Origin of the sequence: Paenibacillus cineris (genome assembly GCF_018333335.1) — a bacterium.
Lineage (GTDB): Bacteria > Bacillota > Bacilli > Paenibacillales > Paenibacillaceae > Paenibacillus_AQ > Paenibacillus_AQ favisporus.
The window spans coordinates 36,164-52,626 of record NZ_BORU01000007.1; the positions used below are offsets into that span (position 1 = coordinate 36,164).

The 16,463-nt window shown below is 53.6% G+C and carries 13 protein-coding genes; all 13 read left to right on the forward strand.

Annotation, left to right across the window (positions count from 1 at the left end; translation table 11 throughout):
* The first annotated feature begins 71 nt into the window (after positions 1–71).
* Positions 72–563, forward strand: coding sequence for a S1 domain-containing RNA-binding protein (locus tag KI379_RS32795; protein WP_076176674.1), 492 nt, complete (start codon positions 72–74; stop codon positions 561–563).
* Positions 564–1,099: 536 nt separating this feature from the next.
* On the forward strand, positions 1,100–3,511 hold the full coding sequence (gene spoIIE, locus KI379_RS32800) for a stage II sporulation protein E (protein ID WP_373309647.1): 2,412 nt from the start codon (positions 1,100–1,102) through the stop codon (positions 3,509–3,511).
* Positions 3,512–3,677: 166 nt separating this feature from the next.
* Positions 3,678–4,415: a vWA domain-containing protein gene (locus KI379_RS32805; RefSeq protein WP_076176676.1), complete on the forward strand. Its 738-nt coding sequence runs from the start codon at positions 3,678–3,680 to the stop codon at positions 4,413–4,415.
* Positions 4,399–5,346: a serine/threonine protein kinase gene (locus KI379_RS32810; RefSeq protein WP_076176677.1), complete on the forward strand. Its 948-nt coding sequence runs from the start codon at positions 4,399–4,401 to the stop codon at positions 5,344–5,346. Before KI379_RS32805 ends, KI379_RS32810 begins: the two co-directional genes overlap by 17 nt.
* A gap of 75 nt (positions 5,347–5,421) precedes the next feature.
* Positions 5,422–6,867 carry a tRNA lysidine(34) synthetase TilS gene (tilS, locus tag KI379_RS32815; protein ID WP_212986138.1) on the forward strand — a complete coding sequence of 482 codons (1,446 nt, stop codon included), beginning with the start codon at positions 5,422–5,424 and terminating at the stop codon, positions 6,865–6,867.
* A gap of 52 nt (positions 6,868–6,919) precedes the next feature.
* Positions 6,920–7,459: a hypoxanthine phosphoribosyltransferase gene (gene hpt / locus KI379_RS32820; RefSeq protein WP_076176679.1), complete on the forward strand. Its 540-nt coding sequence runs from the start codon at positions 6,920–6,922 to the stop codon at positions 7,457–7,459.
* 113 nt (positions 7,460–7,572) lie between these two features.
* Positions 7,573–9,693: an ATP-dependent zinc metalloprotease FtsH gene (gene ftsH / locus KI379_RS32825; protein WP_076176680.1), complete on the forward strand. Its 2,121-nt coding sequence runs from the start codon at positions 7,573–7,575 to the stop codon at positions 9,691–9,693.
* Between the two features lie 441 nt (positions 9,694–10,134).
* On the forward strand, positions 10,135–11,073 hold the full coding sequence (nadA, locus tag KI379_RS32830; protein ID WP_076176681.1) for a quinolinate synthase NadA: 939 nt from the start codon (positions 10,135–10,137) through the stop codon (positions 11,071–11,073).
* A gap of 39 nt (positions 11,074–11,112) precedes the next feature.
* Positions 11,113–12,729 carry an L-aspartate oxidase gene (gene nadB / locus KI379_RS32835; RefSeq protein WP_076176682.1) on the forward strand — a complete coding sequence of 539 codons (1,617 nt, stop codon included), beginning with the start codon at positions 11,113–11,115 and terminating at the stop codon, positions 12,727–12,729.
* Entirely contained in the window at positions 12,719–13,585 is an 867-nt protein-coding gene (nadC, locus tag KI379_RS32840) for a carboxylating nicotinate-nucleotide diphosphorylase (protein WP_212986139.1), read from the forward strand. The genes nadB and nadC overlap by 11 nt, the downstream gene beginning before the upstream one ends.
* Before the next feature lie 5 nt (positions 13,586–13,590).
* On the forward strand, positions 13,591–14,358 hold the full coding sequence (locus KI379_RS32845) for a type III pantothenate kinase (RefSeq protein WP_076176684.1): 768 nt from the start codon (positions 13,591–13,593) through the stop codon (positions 14,356–14,358).
* A gap of 108 nt (positions 14,359–14,466) precedes the next feature.
* The gene (hslO, locus tag KI379_RS32850) at positions 14,467–15,351 is read left to right on the forward strand and encodes an Hsp33 family molecular chaperone HslO (RefSeq protein ID WP_076176685.1); all 885 of its coding nucleotides are present in this window, start codon (positions 14,467–14,469) and stop codon (positions 15,349–15,351) included.
* Between the two features lie 17 nt (positions 15,352–15,368).
* Complete coding sequence (locus KI379_RS32855) at positions 15,369–16,325, forward strand: peptidylprolyl isomerase (protein WP_212986140.1); 957 nt, start codon at positions 15,369–15,371, stop codon at positions 16,323–16,325.
* Positions 16,326–16,463 lie beyond the last annotated feature (138 nt).

Below are 16,463 nucleotides of genomic sequence, written 5' to 3' on the forward strand. Positions count from 1 at the left end.
TAATCAAATCACCACAGCCAAGGTTTTATTAAATCTTGTTGTATATTTTTAAGGGAGGATCATTTTATTCTATGGCAATCGAAGTGGGCACCAAGTTAGAAGGCAAGGTGACAGGCATAACGCATTTTGGAGCATTTGTGGATCTGTCAGGAGGTGTCACGGGTCTCGTTCACATCTCGGAAATCGCCGATAATTACGTCAAGGATGTCAACGATCACCTGAAGATCAATGATGTTGTGACAGTGAAGGTGATCAATGTCGATAAGGACGGCAAGATCGGGCTTTCCATCAAACAAGCTGTTGATAAGCCGGCATCCGAAGCTCGGCCTCCAAGAGGACCAAGACCGGAACGTACCGGTGGAGGCGGCGGAGACCGTTTTGGCGGTGGCGGTGGTGGAGGTTACAATCGTGAACGTGGTGGGCGTCCGTTTAAGCCTGCGGCCAACAAGACTTCATTCGAGGATAAAATGTCTCGTTTCCTAAAAGACAGCGAGGAGCGCATATCGTCGATCAAGAAGAACACGGAATCCAAGCGCGGAGGCCGTGGCGCGAAACGCATGTAATTTTTACTAACAGATTAGAGCATACGATAACCGTATGAAGCAGATAACCGTAGAGGGCGCCAAGCCTTCTGCGGTTTTTTTGTTTTTGCTGCGGGCCAGGCGCTGTTCTGCAGTCTTCTTCCCATCAAGGGCGGCATTCGGTAATTTTGTCGTTCTGCAAGAAATTACCGACAGCATCCAACGCCATTCCAGCTATCTCTGTCGCAATCGCTAGCCGAAGCGGTGATTTTATTCGGGAGATTACCCCGGATCGAACCCGCTGGAAACGGGCTGGAAGTGTTGGGGGACAACCAGTCGACCCGGATTTCCGATCATTCGGGAACGCAGGCTTTTTTGTCGGAAATTTCTTGGGCGCTTGTCCGCTGTTCTGACAAACTTTCATGTTTCACCGGTTCTATAATGGGTACCAACAAATCCTATGAAATGGTGGTGCCAAGCTCATGGAAAAATGGAATGTGATGGACGTGCCTGTCATGAAATCGGCAAAGGGGGAAGCGGTCGTGGACGGAATGAGCTGGTCGGAACGGATCCGGAACATGTCGGCCGTGCAGCGGCCGATGCAGTTCCTCGCAGCAAAGAAGTGGATGCTGCTGCTGACCTTTATGGGCTTCTTACTCGGAAAAGCCATGATACTGGACGAGCTGTCGCCGTTCGCGGTCGCCTTTTTTGCAGTCATCGCCTTCATGCGGCGGGATTACATCCTGCCGGTGGGGATGGCTGTAATCCTGGGCTCCCTGTTTGCTCCGTTTCCGGCACCGCTGATCATCGCCGCCGAGCTCATCATCTTCCACCTGATGTATAAAGGGCTGAACGCCTTTGACCATGCCGAGTTATCTTACGCCCCGCTGATGGTGTTCGTATCCGCCTTCTGCGTCAAAATTTTCATGGTGCTGATCGGTCCGCCGTTTACATGGTATTCCCTGATGATGACCACTGTCGACGCCGTACTCAGCTTTGTGCTGACGCTCGTGTTCATCCAGGCGATTCCGGTGTTTACGTACAGGAAAAAGAACTATCAGCTGAAAAATGAAGAAATTCTATGCCTGATTATCCTGCTTGCTTCCGTCATGACGGGTGCGGTAGGTTGGAGTATATATAATTTGTCCGTGGAGCATGTCCTCTCCAGGTACCTGATCCTGGTGTTTGCGCTGGTCGGCGGGGCGCCGCTCGGGGCTTCGGTCGGCGTCGTAACCGGGTTGATTCTGAGCTTGGCGGATATATCGGCCATTTATCAGATGAGCCTGCTCGCTTTTTCCGGGATGCTCGCCGGCATGCTGCGGGAAGGGCGGAAGGGGGCCGTATCCATCGGCATGCTGCTGGGCTCTTCCATCCTGTCTATCTATTTCAGCGGTCCGGGCGACGTCATGCAGTCCACCTGGGAAACCTGTATCGCCATCGGACTGTTTCTGCTGACCCCGAAAGCGATGATTGCGGTGATCTCCAAGTATGTGCCGGGGACGACGGATCACAGCAAATCGCAGCATGAGTACGCCAAGCGGGTAAGGGATCTGACAGCCGAGCGGGTGACCCAGTTCTCGCAGGTGTTCCGTCAGCTGTCCCAGAGCTTCGGCCAGGTGTCCGGCACGGAGGAGGTGAGCAAGCGGAACGAAGAAATGGACCATTTTATGAATGCCGTGACGGAAGGGGCGTGCGCGAACTGCTTCAAGAAAAACCATTGCTGGGACGCGAAGTTCTATCAAACTTATAAATATATGACCGACGTGATGACTTCGGTGGAGGAGAATCCGGAGATGTCGGCTGAGGACGTTCCGGAGGAATGGAAGAGAATGTGCGCCAAAACCGGCGACGTTGTGGATGTCATGAAGCAGCAGTATCATCTCTACCAACATGATATGCAGTGGAAACGGCAAATATACGACAGCCGTCAATTGGTCGCCGAGCAATTATCGGGCGTATCCCAGGTGATGGAGGACCTGGCTAAGGAAATTCAGCGGGAAGGACAAGCGATGTACCGGCAGGAGGAGCAAATTCGGGACGCGTTGGAGAAGCTGGGACTGTCGATCCAAGGGATCGAAATCATCAGTCTGGATCCCGGACATGTGGAAATCGAAATCGTGCATGCGTATACAAGGGGGTACGATGAATGCCGTAAAATTATTGCGCCGCTGCTGTCCGATATATTGGACGAGCATGTGGCCGTGCTGAATGAAACGTTCAGCAGCACCAAAGACGGGCTTGCGACCGTCATGTTCGGGTCGGCCAAAACGTTTGAAATTACGACGGGGGTGGCCGGGGCCGCCAAAGGAGGAGATCTGCTGTCAGGCGACAGCTTCAGTACGGTCGAGCTGGGCAACGGCACTTTCGCCGTGGCGCTGAGCGACGGAATGGGCAACGGAGAGCGGGCAAGGCTGGAGAGCAGCACCGCGCTGAACATTTTGGAGCAGCTGCTGCAGTCGGGCATGGATGAGAAACTGGCGATCAAATCGGTGAATTCCATTCTCATGCTGAGATCCCCGGAGGAGATTTATGCGACAGTGGATATGGCGTTGATTGATCAATATACAGCGGAAACGACGTTTATGAAAATTGGCTCCGCCCCAAGCTTTATCAAACGGGGCAATGAAGTGATCCCCGTCTCGGCCAGCAACCTGCCGATCGGCATTATTCAGGATATTGAGGTGGACCTGGTCACCTTGAAGCTGCAAGCAGGGGACATTGTTATCATGATGACGGACGGCATTTATGATGCGCCGGGGTACGCCGTGAACAAGGAATTGTGGATGAAGCGGATGCTGCAGGAGATCGAAAGTAACGACCCGCAGCATATTGCCGACTGTCTGCTTGAGAAAGTGATTCGTTACCAGCAAAATCAAATTCATGACGACATGACCGTCGTTGTCGGAAAGGTGGAGCATTACCAGCCGGAGTGGGCTACCCTGCATGTGCCGGGCGTCGACCGCATGGAGCGGCCGCGCACGGTCAGCTGACCGCATTGCGGGATCATGATCGGAGGTGAATAGGTAAAACTAGTTGTTATCCGTCCCATTGCCCGGGAAATGGGATGGAGAGGCCGGGCAGCCGTTTGAATCTCTCAAAAGTGGAAATACTAGAACCTAAAGGGTGATAGACACTTTTGGGAGGAATGATGCCATCATGAAACAAATTTTATTAATTACGGACGGATGTTCCAATGTCGGGGCAAGCCCGGTCATGGCCGCGGCTCATGCGCTGCAGGAGGGAATTACGGTAAATGTCGCGGGTGTGATCGATTACGGAACGATTGGGGAGCTTGGCAGCTTGGAAATTGCTGAAATTGCCAAGGCCGGCGGGGGGGTGAGCCGCATCGTGGGAACCAGGCAGCTGGCTCAAACGATGCAGATGATGACGCGCAAAACAGTGGTTCAGACAATACAGCAGGCGGTTAATAAGGAGTTAAAGACGATTTTGGGGGACGGATCCCTGGAGGAGCTTCCGCCCCAGCAGCGGTCTCAGGTAGTTCAAGTCGTGGATGAGCTGACCGAAACGACACCGCTTCAAGTCGCCCTGTTGATTGATGCCAGTGCCAGTATGAAGCCGAAGCTGGCTGCGGTCGAGGACGCCATTCGGGATTTGATGCTCAGCCTGCAGGCCAGGGAAGGCCTAAGTGAACTGGCTGTATTCCATTTTCCCGGACGGAACAGCGGAGAGGACGCCGTCATGGACTCCGACTGGATCCAGGATCTTGGCGGAGTGCGCAACTTGTTCCAACGAATCCAAATGAAAGGGGCCACGCCAACCGGACCGGCGATTCTGAAGGTGATTGATTTCTTCCGTTATGGTACACTAGACGGACAAACCTGGCGGGGAAATGACGGAGAAGGAGAAGGGATGCTCGGTGACTACGTCGTCTAGACCGGCATATCCGGCCGGAACGGTAATTACGGGAAAATGGCATAATAACCGCTTTGTGATCCGGCGAGTGCTTGGACAGGGCGGTAATGGCATCGTGTACCTCGTTCACAAGGCCGGATACCGGAATTTGTACGCGCTGAAAATGGGTTATGACACGCTGGATCTGCAGTCGGAGATCAATGTGCTGACCTCATTGCAGTCACAGAGCAGGCGCCAGGACGGGCTGAAGGGGAGCTTCAAAACTCCGTTTCTGCTGGAAGTGGATGATTTTACGGGGATGGGTAAAGAAGTGCCATTCTACGTGATGCGTTATATTGAGGGGAATCCGATCCATCATTTTATCCGCCGGCGGGGCGAGGAATGGGTTGGAATTACAGGGCTGCGGCTGCTCGAAAAGCTGACCGGCCTGCATCGGCTCGGGTTCATATTCGGAGACCTTAAGCCCGACAATGTCATGGTATCGGATTATGGGCAGGTGGAATTGATCGATTACGGCGGCGTCAGTAAAATCGGACGCAGCGTCAAGCAGTTCACGGAATGGTATGACCGGGGTTACTGGAATGCCGGCAGCCGCAGCAGCGATGAAGCTTACGACTTGTTCGCTTTTGCCGTGCTGATGATCCAGCTTCTGAATGAAGAGGGACTGAAGGCGGCCTGCGCCCAGCTGCTTCCGCAGACGCGGAACCGCTCGGAGCTGCTCACCCTGATCGGCCGAAGCCCGAGGCTGAAGCCGTATGCCCAATGGCTGCGCAAAGCAATCCAAGGAGAATTTTCGGGGTCCAGGGAGGCACTGGCCGCGTGGAAACAGCAAATTTATGCACCGGCCATTTCCGGCAGAGCCCCGGGCAAGACGCCGAGGTGGCTGATCAATACGTTTGCCTTCTCAGTCATTATGCTGGGAGCTGCGGTGTACTTTGTATTTTTTAAATGAGCAACACCAGATCGGTGAGCTGTATAATAGAAGATATTGATACATAGGCATGAATGCGAAAAAAGGAGAACATGGATGGAGAGCAGGCAGAAGTTCAGCACAATTAAAGAGCAAGTGCTCCGCACAGCGGAAGAGCACCGCTTATGGTCTCCCCATGAAACCCTCGTAGTCGCAGTATCCGGAGGTCCGGACTCTGTGGCTCTTTTGCATATTCTGAAGGACATCTCCGAAACGGCGGTCCCCCTTAACCTCATTTGTGCCCACGCTCACCATGGGCTGCGGCCGGAAGCGGATGAGGAAGCCGAACTGGTCCGGCGGCTGGCCGCGGAATTAGGCATCCGGTTTGAGATGGCCAGAGTCGACGTACCTTCTTATATGAAGGAGAGCGGCAAGGGGGTGGAGGAGGCGGCCCGGTTCAAGCGCTATGAATTTTTGTTTGAAACGGCGCAGGCCTGCGGTGCCAACACTATCGCTCTGGCCCATCACGCGGACGATCAGGCGGAGACGGTGCTGATGCATTTGCTGCGCGGAAGCGGGCCGGGGGGGCTCCGGGGAATCCGGTTCAAAAGACGGGAAAAAAATGTGGAACTTATCCGTCCTTTCTTACGTATATACAAAACAGACCTCGTGGATATGTGTGAGCAGAATGGTTATCCTTACGCTGTCGACCAGACCAACTTCCAGACCGAGTACAGACGGAATGCAATCCGTCTGGATGTCCTGCCTTATTTAGGGCAATATAATAGTCGGATTGTTCAATCGATCAATCAGATGGCTGACATTATCGGCCCGGAAGACGACTTCGTGGAACAGGCAGCGGTGAACGCATACCGCGAACTGGTACAGTGTAATCATGGAAGGCACGCTTTTCGGGCGCCTTCCTTTTTGGCCTTACATGTCGCTTTACAACGGAGGTTGATTAAACTAATATTAAATTATCTGTCGCCGGGTTCCGAAAACACCGATTATCACAAGATCGAAACCATTCGGCACGGGATTCATCAGAAAGACAGCACAACATGGCACCTGGATCTGGGCTGCGGCCTGGTCTGCATACGCGAATACGATTGGATAACGTTTATGCACGGGATGCCGGAGAAGATGATTGGCTATACATATCGGTTGGATGCAATCGTCCCGGAGTTGTGGTTGCAAGAAATAAGGAAAGTCCTGAGAATGGCGGAGCATACGCCTGAAGTAAATCAATTGTCCAAGATGGCGTTAGACGGTCATCAAGCGGTTTTTGACGCCGATGAGCTGCAGTTTCCGCTCACCATCCGTTCAAGACAGCCTGGGGACACAATGAGAATCATGGGATTAAACGGAAGCAAAAAGGTAAAAGATATTTTCATTGACGCGAAGATACCTCCATCCATGCGCTCCCGCATACCGGTTCTTGTTGACGGTTCAGGCAGCATCGTATGGATCCCGGGTGTAAGGCGTTCGATTCATGCCGCTGTAGGTGCGCATACATCGACGGTGCTTCACTTTTCCTTGGAGGATGCGGGGAATGCGGAGTAACTGTAATGGTCATTGTTAGGCTTTCATAGTATAACGTAGGAGGTTCGCTCAGTTGCAAAACGATATTCAAGAAGTTCTGATCAGCGAAGAAGAAATCCAGAAGAAAATTAAGGAACTCGGTGCCGAGCTGAGCTCGGTATATGAGGGTCGCAACCCTCTTGTGATTTGTGTACTCAAAGGCGCGTTTATTTTTATGGCGGATTTGGTTAAAAATATGACAGTACCTATGGAACTCGATTTCATGGCCGTATCCAGTTACGGGGCGCAGACCAAGTCTTCGGGCGTTGTCAAAATCATCAAGGATTTGGATGTCCCGGTTGAAGGACGTGACGTGCTGATTGTCGAAGATATTATCGACAGCGGTCTCACGCTGAGCCATCTGATTGAGCTGCTCAAGAGCCGCAACGCCAAATCGACGTGCGTGGTTACGCTCTTTGACAAACCTGCCCGCCGAACTGTGAAGCTCGAGGCGGATTATACCGGATTCGTACTCCCTGACGCGTTTGTTGTCGGATACGGTCTGGATTACGCTGAGCATTACCGGAACCTGCCCTACATCGGGATCTTGAAACCGGAAATCTATACCCACTAATTGCGATACTCAAGCCCATGAGCTTAAGCACGCTCATGCCTTTACCACCTCTATTTGAGATGGTCAGACAGGCTATGGTAAAATAATTAAAGTGTTTTGAGAGGAGGTAGGGGATGAATCGGTTCATCCGGAATTCTGGTTTTTATTTGATTCTTTTTTTAGTTGTGGTGGGCATAGTCCAGTTTGTCAGCAACAGCGGTGAATCTGCTGACAGCCCTAGATACGATCAATTGCGCCAGCAAATCGCTGCTGGTAACGTATCGGAAATTACGGTTCAATTCGACGGTTACGCCTATCTGGTAACCGGTAAATATAAGAATAAACCGGCCGACGTTAAATCAGAGAATTTCTCGACCTACACTCCGGCTACAGATGCTGCAATCGAAGAGCTGGTAGCTGCCAGTGACAAAACCGGCATGAAATTCACCCAGAAGAAGATGGAAGGCGAAAGCGTCTGGCTGACGCTGCTCTCTTCCCTGATTCCTTTGGTTATTATGTTTATTCTCTTCTTCTTCCTGTTCAATCAAGCGCAGGGAGGCGGGGGCAAGGTTATGAACTTCGGCAAGAGCCGCGCCCGCCTATATAATGAAGAGAAGAAAAGGGTTACCTTTGAGGATGTTGCGGGAGCTGACGAAGAGAAGCAGGAGCTTGTCGAAGTCGTTGAGTTCCTGAAGGATCCGCGGAAATTTGCCGCAGTAGGTGCCCGTATTCCTAAAGGGGTTCTCCTCGTAGGCCCTCCAGGTACAGGTAAAACCCTCCTCGCCCGCGCTGTAGCGGGTGAAGCCGGAGTTCCGTTCTTCAGTATTTCCGGTTCGGACTTTGTGGAAATGTTCGTCGGGGTCGGTGCATCCCGTGTGCGTGACTTGTTCGAGAACGCCAAGAAAAACGCACCATGTATTATCTTCATTGACGAGATTGACGCCGTAGGTCGTCAGCGCGGTGCCGGACTTGGCGGCGGGCATGACGAACGCGAACAGACGCTGAACCAGCTCCTCGTTGAGATGGACGGTTTCGGCGGCAACGAAGGCATCATCATCGTGGCTGCAACGAACCGTGCCGACATCCTCGACCCTGCGCTCCTGCGTCCAGGCCGTTTTGATCGTCAAATTACGGTCGATCGTCCAGACGTGAAAGGCCGCGAGGCAGTACTGAAGGTTCATGCACGCAATAAGCCTCTGACCAAAGACGTCAAGCTGGATGTTGTGGCTAAACGTACGACAGGCTTTACCGGCGCCGAGCTGGAGAACCTGATGAACGAAGCGGCGCTGCTTGCTGCGCGCCGTAACCGTAAAGACATCTCCATGCGAGAAGTTGATGAAGCGATTGACCGTGTCATCGTCGGTACCGAGAAGCGCAGCCGCGTGATCAGCGACCGGGAGAAGCGGATTGTCGCTTACCACGAAGCCGGCCACACGATTGTGGGCTACTTCTTGGAGCATGCCGATATGGTACACAAGGTAACGATCATTCCGCGCGGACGCGCCGGCGGATACGTCATCATGATGCCGAAGGAAGACCGGATGCTTGTGACCAAGCAGGAGCTGCTTGATAAGGTGACGGGTCTCTTGGGCGGCCGGGTTTCCGAGGAACTGTTTATCGGTGAAATCGGAACAGGCGCATACAGCGACTTCCAGCAGGCTACGGGCATCGTCCGCAGCATGATTATGGAATACGGTATGAGTGAGAAGCTTGGACCGCTTCAGTTCGGGTCCTCGCAAGGTCAGGTATTCCTGGGCCGTGACCTCGGTCACGAGCAGAACTACAGTGATTCGATCGCTTATGAGATCGACCAGGAAATGCAGCGCATGACAAACGAGTGCTACGAGCGGGCGAGAGACCTGCTGACCAAGTACTCGAAAGAGGTTCACCTCATCGCGAACACGCTGCTTGAGAAGGAGACGCTCGAGCTTGAACAGATCAAGGAACTGATCGAGCAAGGTTATCTTTCTGAAGACGGCCCGAAAGAGGGCGGAAGCGGAAATGATGAAGGTTCTTCCGAGCATGGCGCCCCTGTCATCGACAACGTCGGTGACGTGCGTGTACGCATTCAGGGCAAGGATAATACCAGCCTGCCAACGGAAGAAATTCCGAACGATGTTCCATCCAACTTGCCGAATGACCCGCCAAGCGATATCAACACGGATACGCCGGGCGACATTCCAAATAACAATGATGGAACGAATGAGAATCCAGGTTCGGGCAACGGCGGAACACCGCCGGAATCCAGATCCTAATCCCATTACAACAACAGCCCGGAGACGGTTAGCCGTCTCCGGGTTTTTTGTGTCGTTTGCCAGGAAATATGAGCGGGGGCCATTTGGGGTGTCCAAGCATTGAAGCCGACAACGTTCCGCCTTAACTCTGTTGTACCAGTTAATTTTTTTTGAGGCATAGTAGCGATTGGGGCGGCTGCAAGCTCCAAATAGAAGCGAGGCGGCCTAATCGGACGGAATCGAGCGGGAAGCTTTGTTTTCTTTCGGCTAGATAGCATATAAAGATCATTTTAGTCAATTGACAGTATCGTGAACCTTGTGTAAATTAGTTGATAAACAAGATGGTCTCGAGGTTGCAACGGGCAACTTTGGGAGAATTTTCACAAACTATTCATGATGTTATGAGGTTATGAAGCCATCAACCGGGTAAAATCATGGGATTTCAGAGGGAGTGGGTTACTGGTGGAAGCTCTGGCACTGGAGCATAAGCAGGAACAAAAGCGGGAACTGACGGAGAAGCTGCTTAAGCTGAAGAAGGAAAGAAACGCCATTATTTTGGCGCATTATTATCAAAGGGATGAAATTCAGGAAGTAGCGGATTTCCGTGGCGATTCCTTCCTGCTTGCCCAGAAAGCGGCTCAAACCGATGCGGAAGTCATCGTCTTCTGCGGCGTTCATTTTATGGGTGAAAGCGCTAAGATTCTGGCTCCGAACAAAACGGTGCTGATTCCGGATGAGCGTGCAGGCTGTCCAATGGCCGATATGGTCAACGTGGACGGACTCCGCAAACTGAAAGCGCAGCATCCTAACGCCAAAGTCGTTACGTATATCAACTCTTCGGCAGAGATCAAGGCGGAAACGGATATTTGCTGTACCTCTTCCAATGCGGTAAAGGTGATTCAATCGGTCGATTCCGATGAGATCATCTGGGTACCGGACAAAAATTTGGGTCACTATGTGCAGCAGCATACCGACAAGAAGCTCATCATTTGGGAAGGGTACTGCAATACGCATGATATGCTGACGGTAAAAGACGTTGTGGAGATGAAAGCCAAATATCCCGACGCCGAATTTGTCGTACACCCGGAATGCCGTCCGGAGGTCGTAGCCATGGGCGATTTCGTCGGCAGCACCACGGCGATTTTGGAATACTGCAAAAAATCAAGCAGCAAACAGTTTATCGTCGGAACCGAAGACGGTACCGGATACCAGCTTCGTCTCGACAGCCCGGATAAGGAGTTTCATTTCGCCACCAAGTTTTTGGTATGCCCGAACATGAAGGTGAACAATCTGAAAAAACTGGTGAAGTGTCTGGAAACCATGAAGCCGCAAATCTACGTGCCGCCGGTTGTTGCAGATAAAGCCAGAACTTCTTTAGAGCGCATGTTACAAGTACAGTAGCATGCGCTACTCTTTCTCTTAAGACAGGTGAACAGGCACATGATTCCACAATATCTGGTTGACTTTGATCTGCAGACTTTGCCCCGGACCAAGACGGATGTCATCGTCATCGGCTCGGGCATAGCCGGGTTGTATACGGCGATTCAGGCAAGCCAGGACCGGCACGTCATCATGATCACGAAAAAAGCACTGCTCGAAAGCAACACCCGGTACGCTCAAGGGGGGATTGCCGCGGTCATTTCGGAAGATGATTCCCCGCAGTATCACCGGCAGGATACGCTGATGGCGGGGGCAGGGCTGTGTTCATCCTCCTCGGTGGACCTCTTGGTCAATGAAGGCCCGGAGGGCGTCAAGGAGCTGATCCGGCTCGGCACAACGTTTGACCTGGAGAACGGGGAGCTTGCCCTGACCCAGGAAGGCGCACACAGCCACCGGCGAATTTTGCATGCCAACGGGGACGCGACCGGCTACGAAATTGTCAGAGCGCTGGCGGAGAAGGTTGCGGAGCATGATCATATTGAGGTATGGGAGCATCACTTTGTAATAGACGTTATTACAGAAGACGGCGAGTGCAAGGGAGCACTGGTTCAGCGCCCGGATGGACAGCGGATCTTTGTGCAGGCTAACGCGACCGTGCTTTGTTCCGGCGGCGCGGGACAGCTCTACCGGTATACCACTAATCCGGAAGTGGCCACGGCCGATGGTGTGGCGATTGCCTATCGGGCAGGGGCTGAGGTCCGCGATATGGAGTTTATTCAGTTTCACCCGACCGCTCTTTGTTATCCGGGTGCTCCGAGGTTTTTAATCTCCGAAGCGGTTCGGGGCGAAGGCGCCGTTCTGAGGAATATTAAAGGCGAACGTTTTATGGAAAAATACCATGAGTTGCTCGAATTGGCGCCGCGCGACATTGTCGCCCGGGCGATCCTCAGCGAAATGGACGAAACGAAATCCACCTTCGTCTATTTGGATATTACCCATGAGCCGGAGGATATGCTTAAGCATCGGTTTCCGACCATTTACGAAACGTGCATGACTTACGGATTGGATATGTCGACGGACTGGATTCCAGTGGCTCCGGCTGCGCATTATATGATGGGCGGCGTCAAAACGGACCTGAACGGCGAGAGCAGCATCAAGCGGCTGTTTGCCTGCGGCGAAGTGTCCTCGACCGGTGTTCACGGCGCCAACCGACTGGCCAGCAACTCGCTTTCTGAAGCGATCGTGTTTGGACGGCGTATTGTGAACCGCCTGCGGGAACTGTCCCCACTGGACTGGGAGCCTAAAGATATCCGGGTCGATGAGGGGCGTCTGGAATCGCCAAGGCAGGCCATTGTAGAGCGTCGGCTCAAACTTCAGAAGGTGATGGTGCGGTACGTTGGTCTGCGCCGGAACAAGACGCTGCTGCTGAAGGGGCTGGATGAACTGAAGCGCCAGCTGCCGATTTTTCAGTCCGGACTGAGCAAGCGTGAGGAATTTGAATTTGCCAACATGCTGACCAGCAGTTTGCTGGTGACCAGCGCGGCATTGTCCCGGGAAGAGAGCCGTGGGGCGCATTACCGCGAAGACTTCCCCCTGCGGGATGACGAAGGCTGGCGCAAGCATCTGCTGCAGCGGCGGGATCAAGAAATAGTGGAGGAAATCAGCGATGACGTTTAACGGATATGATGAAAGTCTTGTGGAATCCATCCGGCTGTGGCTGAGAGAGGACGTCGGGTCGGGAGATGTGACGACGCTGTCGACCATCCCGGCCGGTCATGAATCCAAGGGAATCATTCATGCCAAGGAAGATGGCGTGGTAGCCGGACTGCCCGTATCGGAGCTTGTGTTTCAAGTCGTGGACCCGGCGCTCACATTCACGCCTCAAGTATCGGAAGGCAATTTTGTAAAGAAGGGAACGGTACTCGCTGTCGTGGAAGGCAGCACGCACCGGATTTTGACGGGGGAGCGGCTGGCCTTGAATTTGCTGCAGCGCCTGTCAGGCATTGCGACCCGGACACGTTCGTTCGTGGATGCGCTTGAGGGCCTGCCTACCCGCTTGGTCGATACCCGGAAGACGACGCCGGGACACCGCATGCTGGAGAAATACGCGGTGCGCGTCGGCGGGGGAGCCAACCACCGCTTCGGGCTGTACGATGCTGTGATGATCAAGGACAACCATATTAAAGGCGCTGGCGGAATCCGCCAGGCCGTGGAGCGTGCCCGGGCGTTTATCCCGCATACGATGACCATCGAAGTGGAGACGGAATCGCTTGAGCAGGTCGAGGAAGCGCTGGAAGCCGGTGCGGACATCATCATGCTGGATAACATGAGCCAGGATCTGATGAAAGAGGCTGTCCGGCGTATTAAGGCCAAGTCCCCGCATGTGACCGTGGAGGCCTCCGGCAACGTGTCTTTGAAGACGGTGAAGGAGATCGCGGCCTGCGGCGTCGACGTCATTTCGGTCGGCAGACTGACGTATTCCTTCGACAGCCTGGACATCAGCCTTGATCTCAATGCGGTGAAGGAGGGATAGCCCCCGTGATTCTGGTGATCGACATCGGGAATACGAACATCGTCTTGGGGATATACAGAAACCGGGAGCTATTGCATCATTTCCGTCTCAGCACGGTCAATCATTCCACGCCGGACGAGTACGGCATTATGTTCCGGAACATGTTTCAGATGTCCGGGATCCCGGTTAGCGATATTGAGGGCGTGATTATTTCTTCGGTGGTACCGCCTATGGTCCATGTCATTGAGGAGATGTGCCAAAAATATATCCACCATTCGCCGCTCATCGTGGGACCGGGGATTAAAACCGGGCTCAATCTGCGTTACGAAAATCCGCGCGAGGTCGGGGCTGACCGGATCGCCAACGCCGTTGCCGCCGTGGAGAAGTACCAGGGCCCGCTCGTCGTGATCGACTTTGGCACGGCTACCACATTTGACTGCATCGATCCCAAAGGCGCCTATCTCGGCGGCCTGATCGTGCCGGGCATCGGCATTGCGACCGAAGCGCTGTATCAGCGTGCATCGAAGCTGCCTCGGATTGAGCTGGAGAAGCCCAAAAAGGTCATCGGGCGAAATACAGTCCATGCGATGCAGGCAGGCATTATTTTTGGATACGCCGGGCAGGTTGACGGCATTGTAGAGCGGATTCGCGGCGAGATGCAGGTGCCCTCCCTGAAAGTGGTCGCAACGGGCGGACTGGCGGATCTGATCGCCAGCGAAACGAAGGTCATCCAGGAAGTGAATCCGCTGCTGACGCTCGACGGTCTCCGGATTATTTATGATCGCAACCGCTGAATTGCCAGAAAGATCAACCGGATCACCAAAAAGGCCTGTTTTGCGGTAAAATAGATAGATAATGGCAGAGCCTTCCCGGCTCATCCAATAAAGGAGGCAGTACACATAATGGAAAACAAACAGGACCGCCTCATCCGGGGCACGGCCATGAACGGACGTGTCCGGGCTTTCGCGGTGAGAACGACGGCTCTCGTGGAGGAGCTTCGCAGAAGGCATGATACGTGGCCTACCGCCACAGCGGCGCTGGGACGCACGCTGACAGCCGCTGGTATGATGGGCGCCATGTTGAAGGGCAAGGAAAAGCTCAGCATTCAAGTCAAGGGCGACGGACCGATTGGACAGATCGTCGTAGAAGCCAACTCCTTTGGCGAAGTGACGGGATACGTCACTAATCCGCATGTCCATTTGCCGAGCAACAGCCAGGGAAAACTCGACGTAGCCGGCGCGGTTGGCCGTGAGGGATACCTGCACGTAACGAAAGACCTGGGCCTCAAAGAGCCTTACCGCGGAAGCGTACCGATTATTTCGGGAGAGCTCGGAGAGGACTTTACGTATTATTTTGCCGTATCGGAGCAAACCCCTACTGCGGTTGGCCTCGGCGTACTCGTCGCTCCCGACAATTCCGTGCTCGTGGCCGGCGGCTTTATCATTCAGCTGCTTCCGGGCCTTTCCGATGAGGAAATCACGGCGATCGAGCAGGCGGTAAGCGCGATTCCGCCGGTAACCACCCTGCTGGACCAAGGGTTGGAGTTGGAAGATATGCTGAAGCAGCTGCTTCCGGACGTAGAGGTTCTCGAAGAAATGGACATCAAGTTTCGCTGTCAGTGTTCCCGTGAGCGGGTAGAGCAAACGCTGGTCAGCCTGGGCCAAGCGGAACTGGAGCGTTTGATTGAGGAAGATGGACAGGCGGAAGTGGTGTGCCATTTCTGCAATGAAGCGTATGATTTTGACAGGGAACAACTGCAGCAAATTCTTGAACAAGCCATGAAGTAAGGGGCGGGTTCGATGATATGATAACCAGACAGGAGAAGGGGCTGTGGGCCGCGGTCATTATTTTGGCAGCGGGCGTGTTGTTTATGGGGAGTCTGATTGTCATCCGTGGACTTAAACCGGCAGATGAGCCGTCACCGGCTGAAGACAAGCAAGCAGGGGCGGATGCGGTGGCGTCTTTTAACGGCAGCACCATTACGGAAAGCGATTGGGTCGAGGAGCTGAAACGGACGCACGGGGAGGAAGCATTGACGCAGATGCTGAATCACAAGGCGGTATATGCGGAAGCCCAGTCCCTGAAAATTAAGGTGACCCCGGAGGAAGTGACGGAGGAGATTAACCGGGAAATGCAGGGTTACGCTTCCCCGGACGACTATTATCGGGAGATGGCCGACCAGCTGAACCTGACTCCCGAGAAGATCCGGGCGGAAACCGAGTACCGTCTCACACTGCAAAAGATCGCAACCGCAGGAATTCGCATCACGGATGCGGAGGTACAGCGTTATATCGATCAGCATCAAGAGGAGTTTGCAGCCAAGAAGGCTTATCATCTTGCCTGGATTCAGACGGATACCGAAGATGAGGCGAATCGGGTGCTTGACCGCCTGCAGCAGGGAGAGGATTTCGGCACGCTGGCGGCAGCGTACTCCCTGGATGAATTTACACGCGATCAAGGCGGCGATCTGGGGACGGTGGAGGAGGATGATCCTTTTATTGCTCCGGAAGTACTGCAGACAGCCTCAACCCTGAAGCCAGGGGACGCAGCGGGTCCGGTACGGCTAAATGACGGATATGCGGTCGTCCAGCTGATCAGCGTGGAGAACGGCAGTACCAAGAGCAGCGAGGAGATCATTCGGGAGGCCCGCAAACAGCTGGCCTTAAGCGAGGCGGTTCCCCTTTCGCAGCTGGAAGAACAGTTGAGAAACAAATATGACGCCAAAATTTTGATCAAAATATCGCCATCCAAAGCATCCTGAAACGACAGAAGCGGCAGGCAAGATGATGAGCCCTGGCTAACCTACGTTTTCAGGATGTTTTCTTTGTTTACAACCAGGCCTTACGTCCGGGTTCGTATTGACATTGAGGTGGAAGGTTGATAAGATGAAGGTATAAAT

Bases quoted from the DNA above. Each gene is read 5' to 3' on its own strand.
- KI379_RS32805 (WP_076176676.1), top strand. From the start codon at position 3,678: ATGAAACAAATTTTATTAATTACGGACGGATGTTCCAATGTCGGGGCA.
- nadB (WP_076176682.1), top strand. From the start codon at position 11,113: ATGATTCCACAATATCTGGTTGACTTTGATCTGCAGACTTTGCCCCGG.
- tilS (WP_212986138.1), top strand. From the start codon at position 5,422: ATGGAGAGCAGGCAGAAGTTCAGCACAATTAAAGAGCAAGTGCTCCGC.
- KI379_RS32795 (WP_076176674.1), top strand. From the start codon at position 72: ATGGCAATCGAAGTGGGCACCAAGTTAGAAGGCAAGGTGACAGGCATA.
- KI379_RS32855 (WP_212986140.1), top strand. From the start codon at position 15,369: ATGATAACCAGACAGGAGAAGGGGCTGTGGGCCGCGGTCATTATTTTG.
- spoIIE (WP_373309647.1), top strand. From the start codon at position 1,100: ATGTCGGCCGTGCAGCGGCCGATGCAGTTCCTCGCAGCAAAGAAGTGG.
- ftsH (WP_076176680.1), top strand. From the start codon at position 7,573: ATGAATCGGTTCATCCGGAATTCTGGTTTTTATTTGATTCTTTTTTTA.
- nadC (WP_212986139.1), top strand. From the start codon at position 12,719: ATGACGTTTAACGGATATGATGAAAGTCTTGTGGAATCCATCCGGCTG.
- hslO (WP_076176685.1), top strand. From the start codon at position 14,467: ATGGAAAACAAACAGGACCGCCTCATCCGGGGCACGGCCATGAACGGA.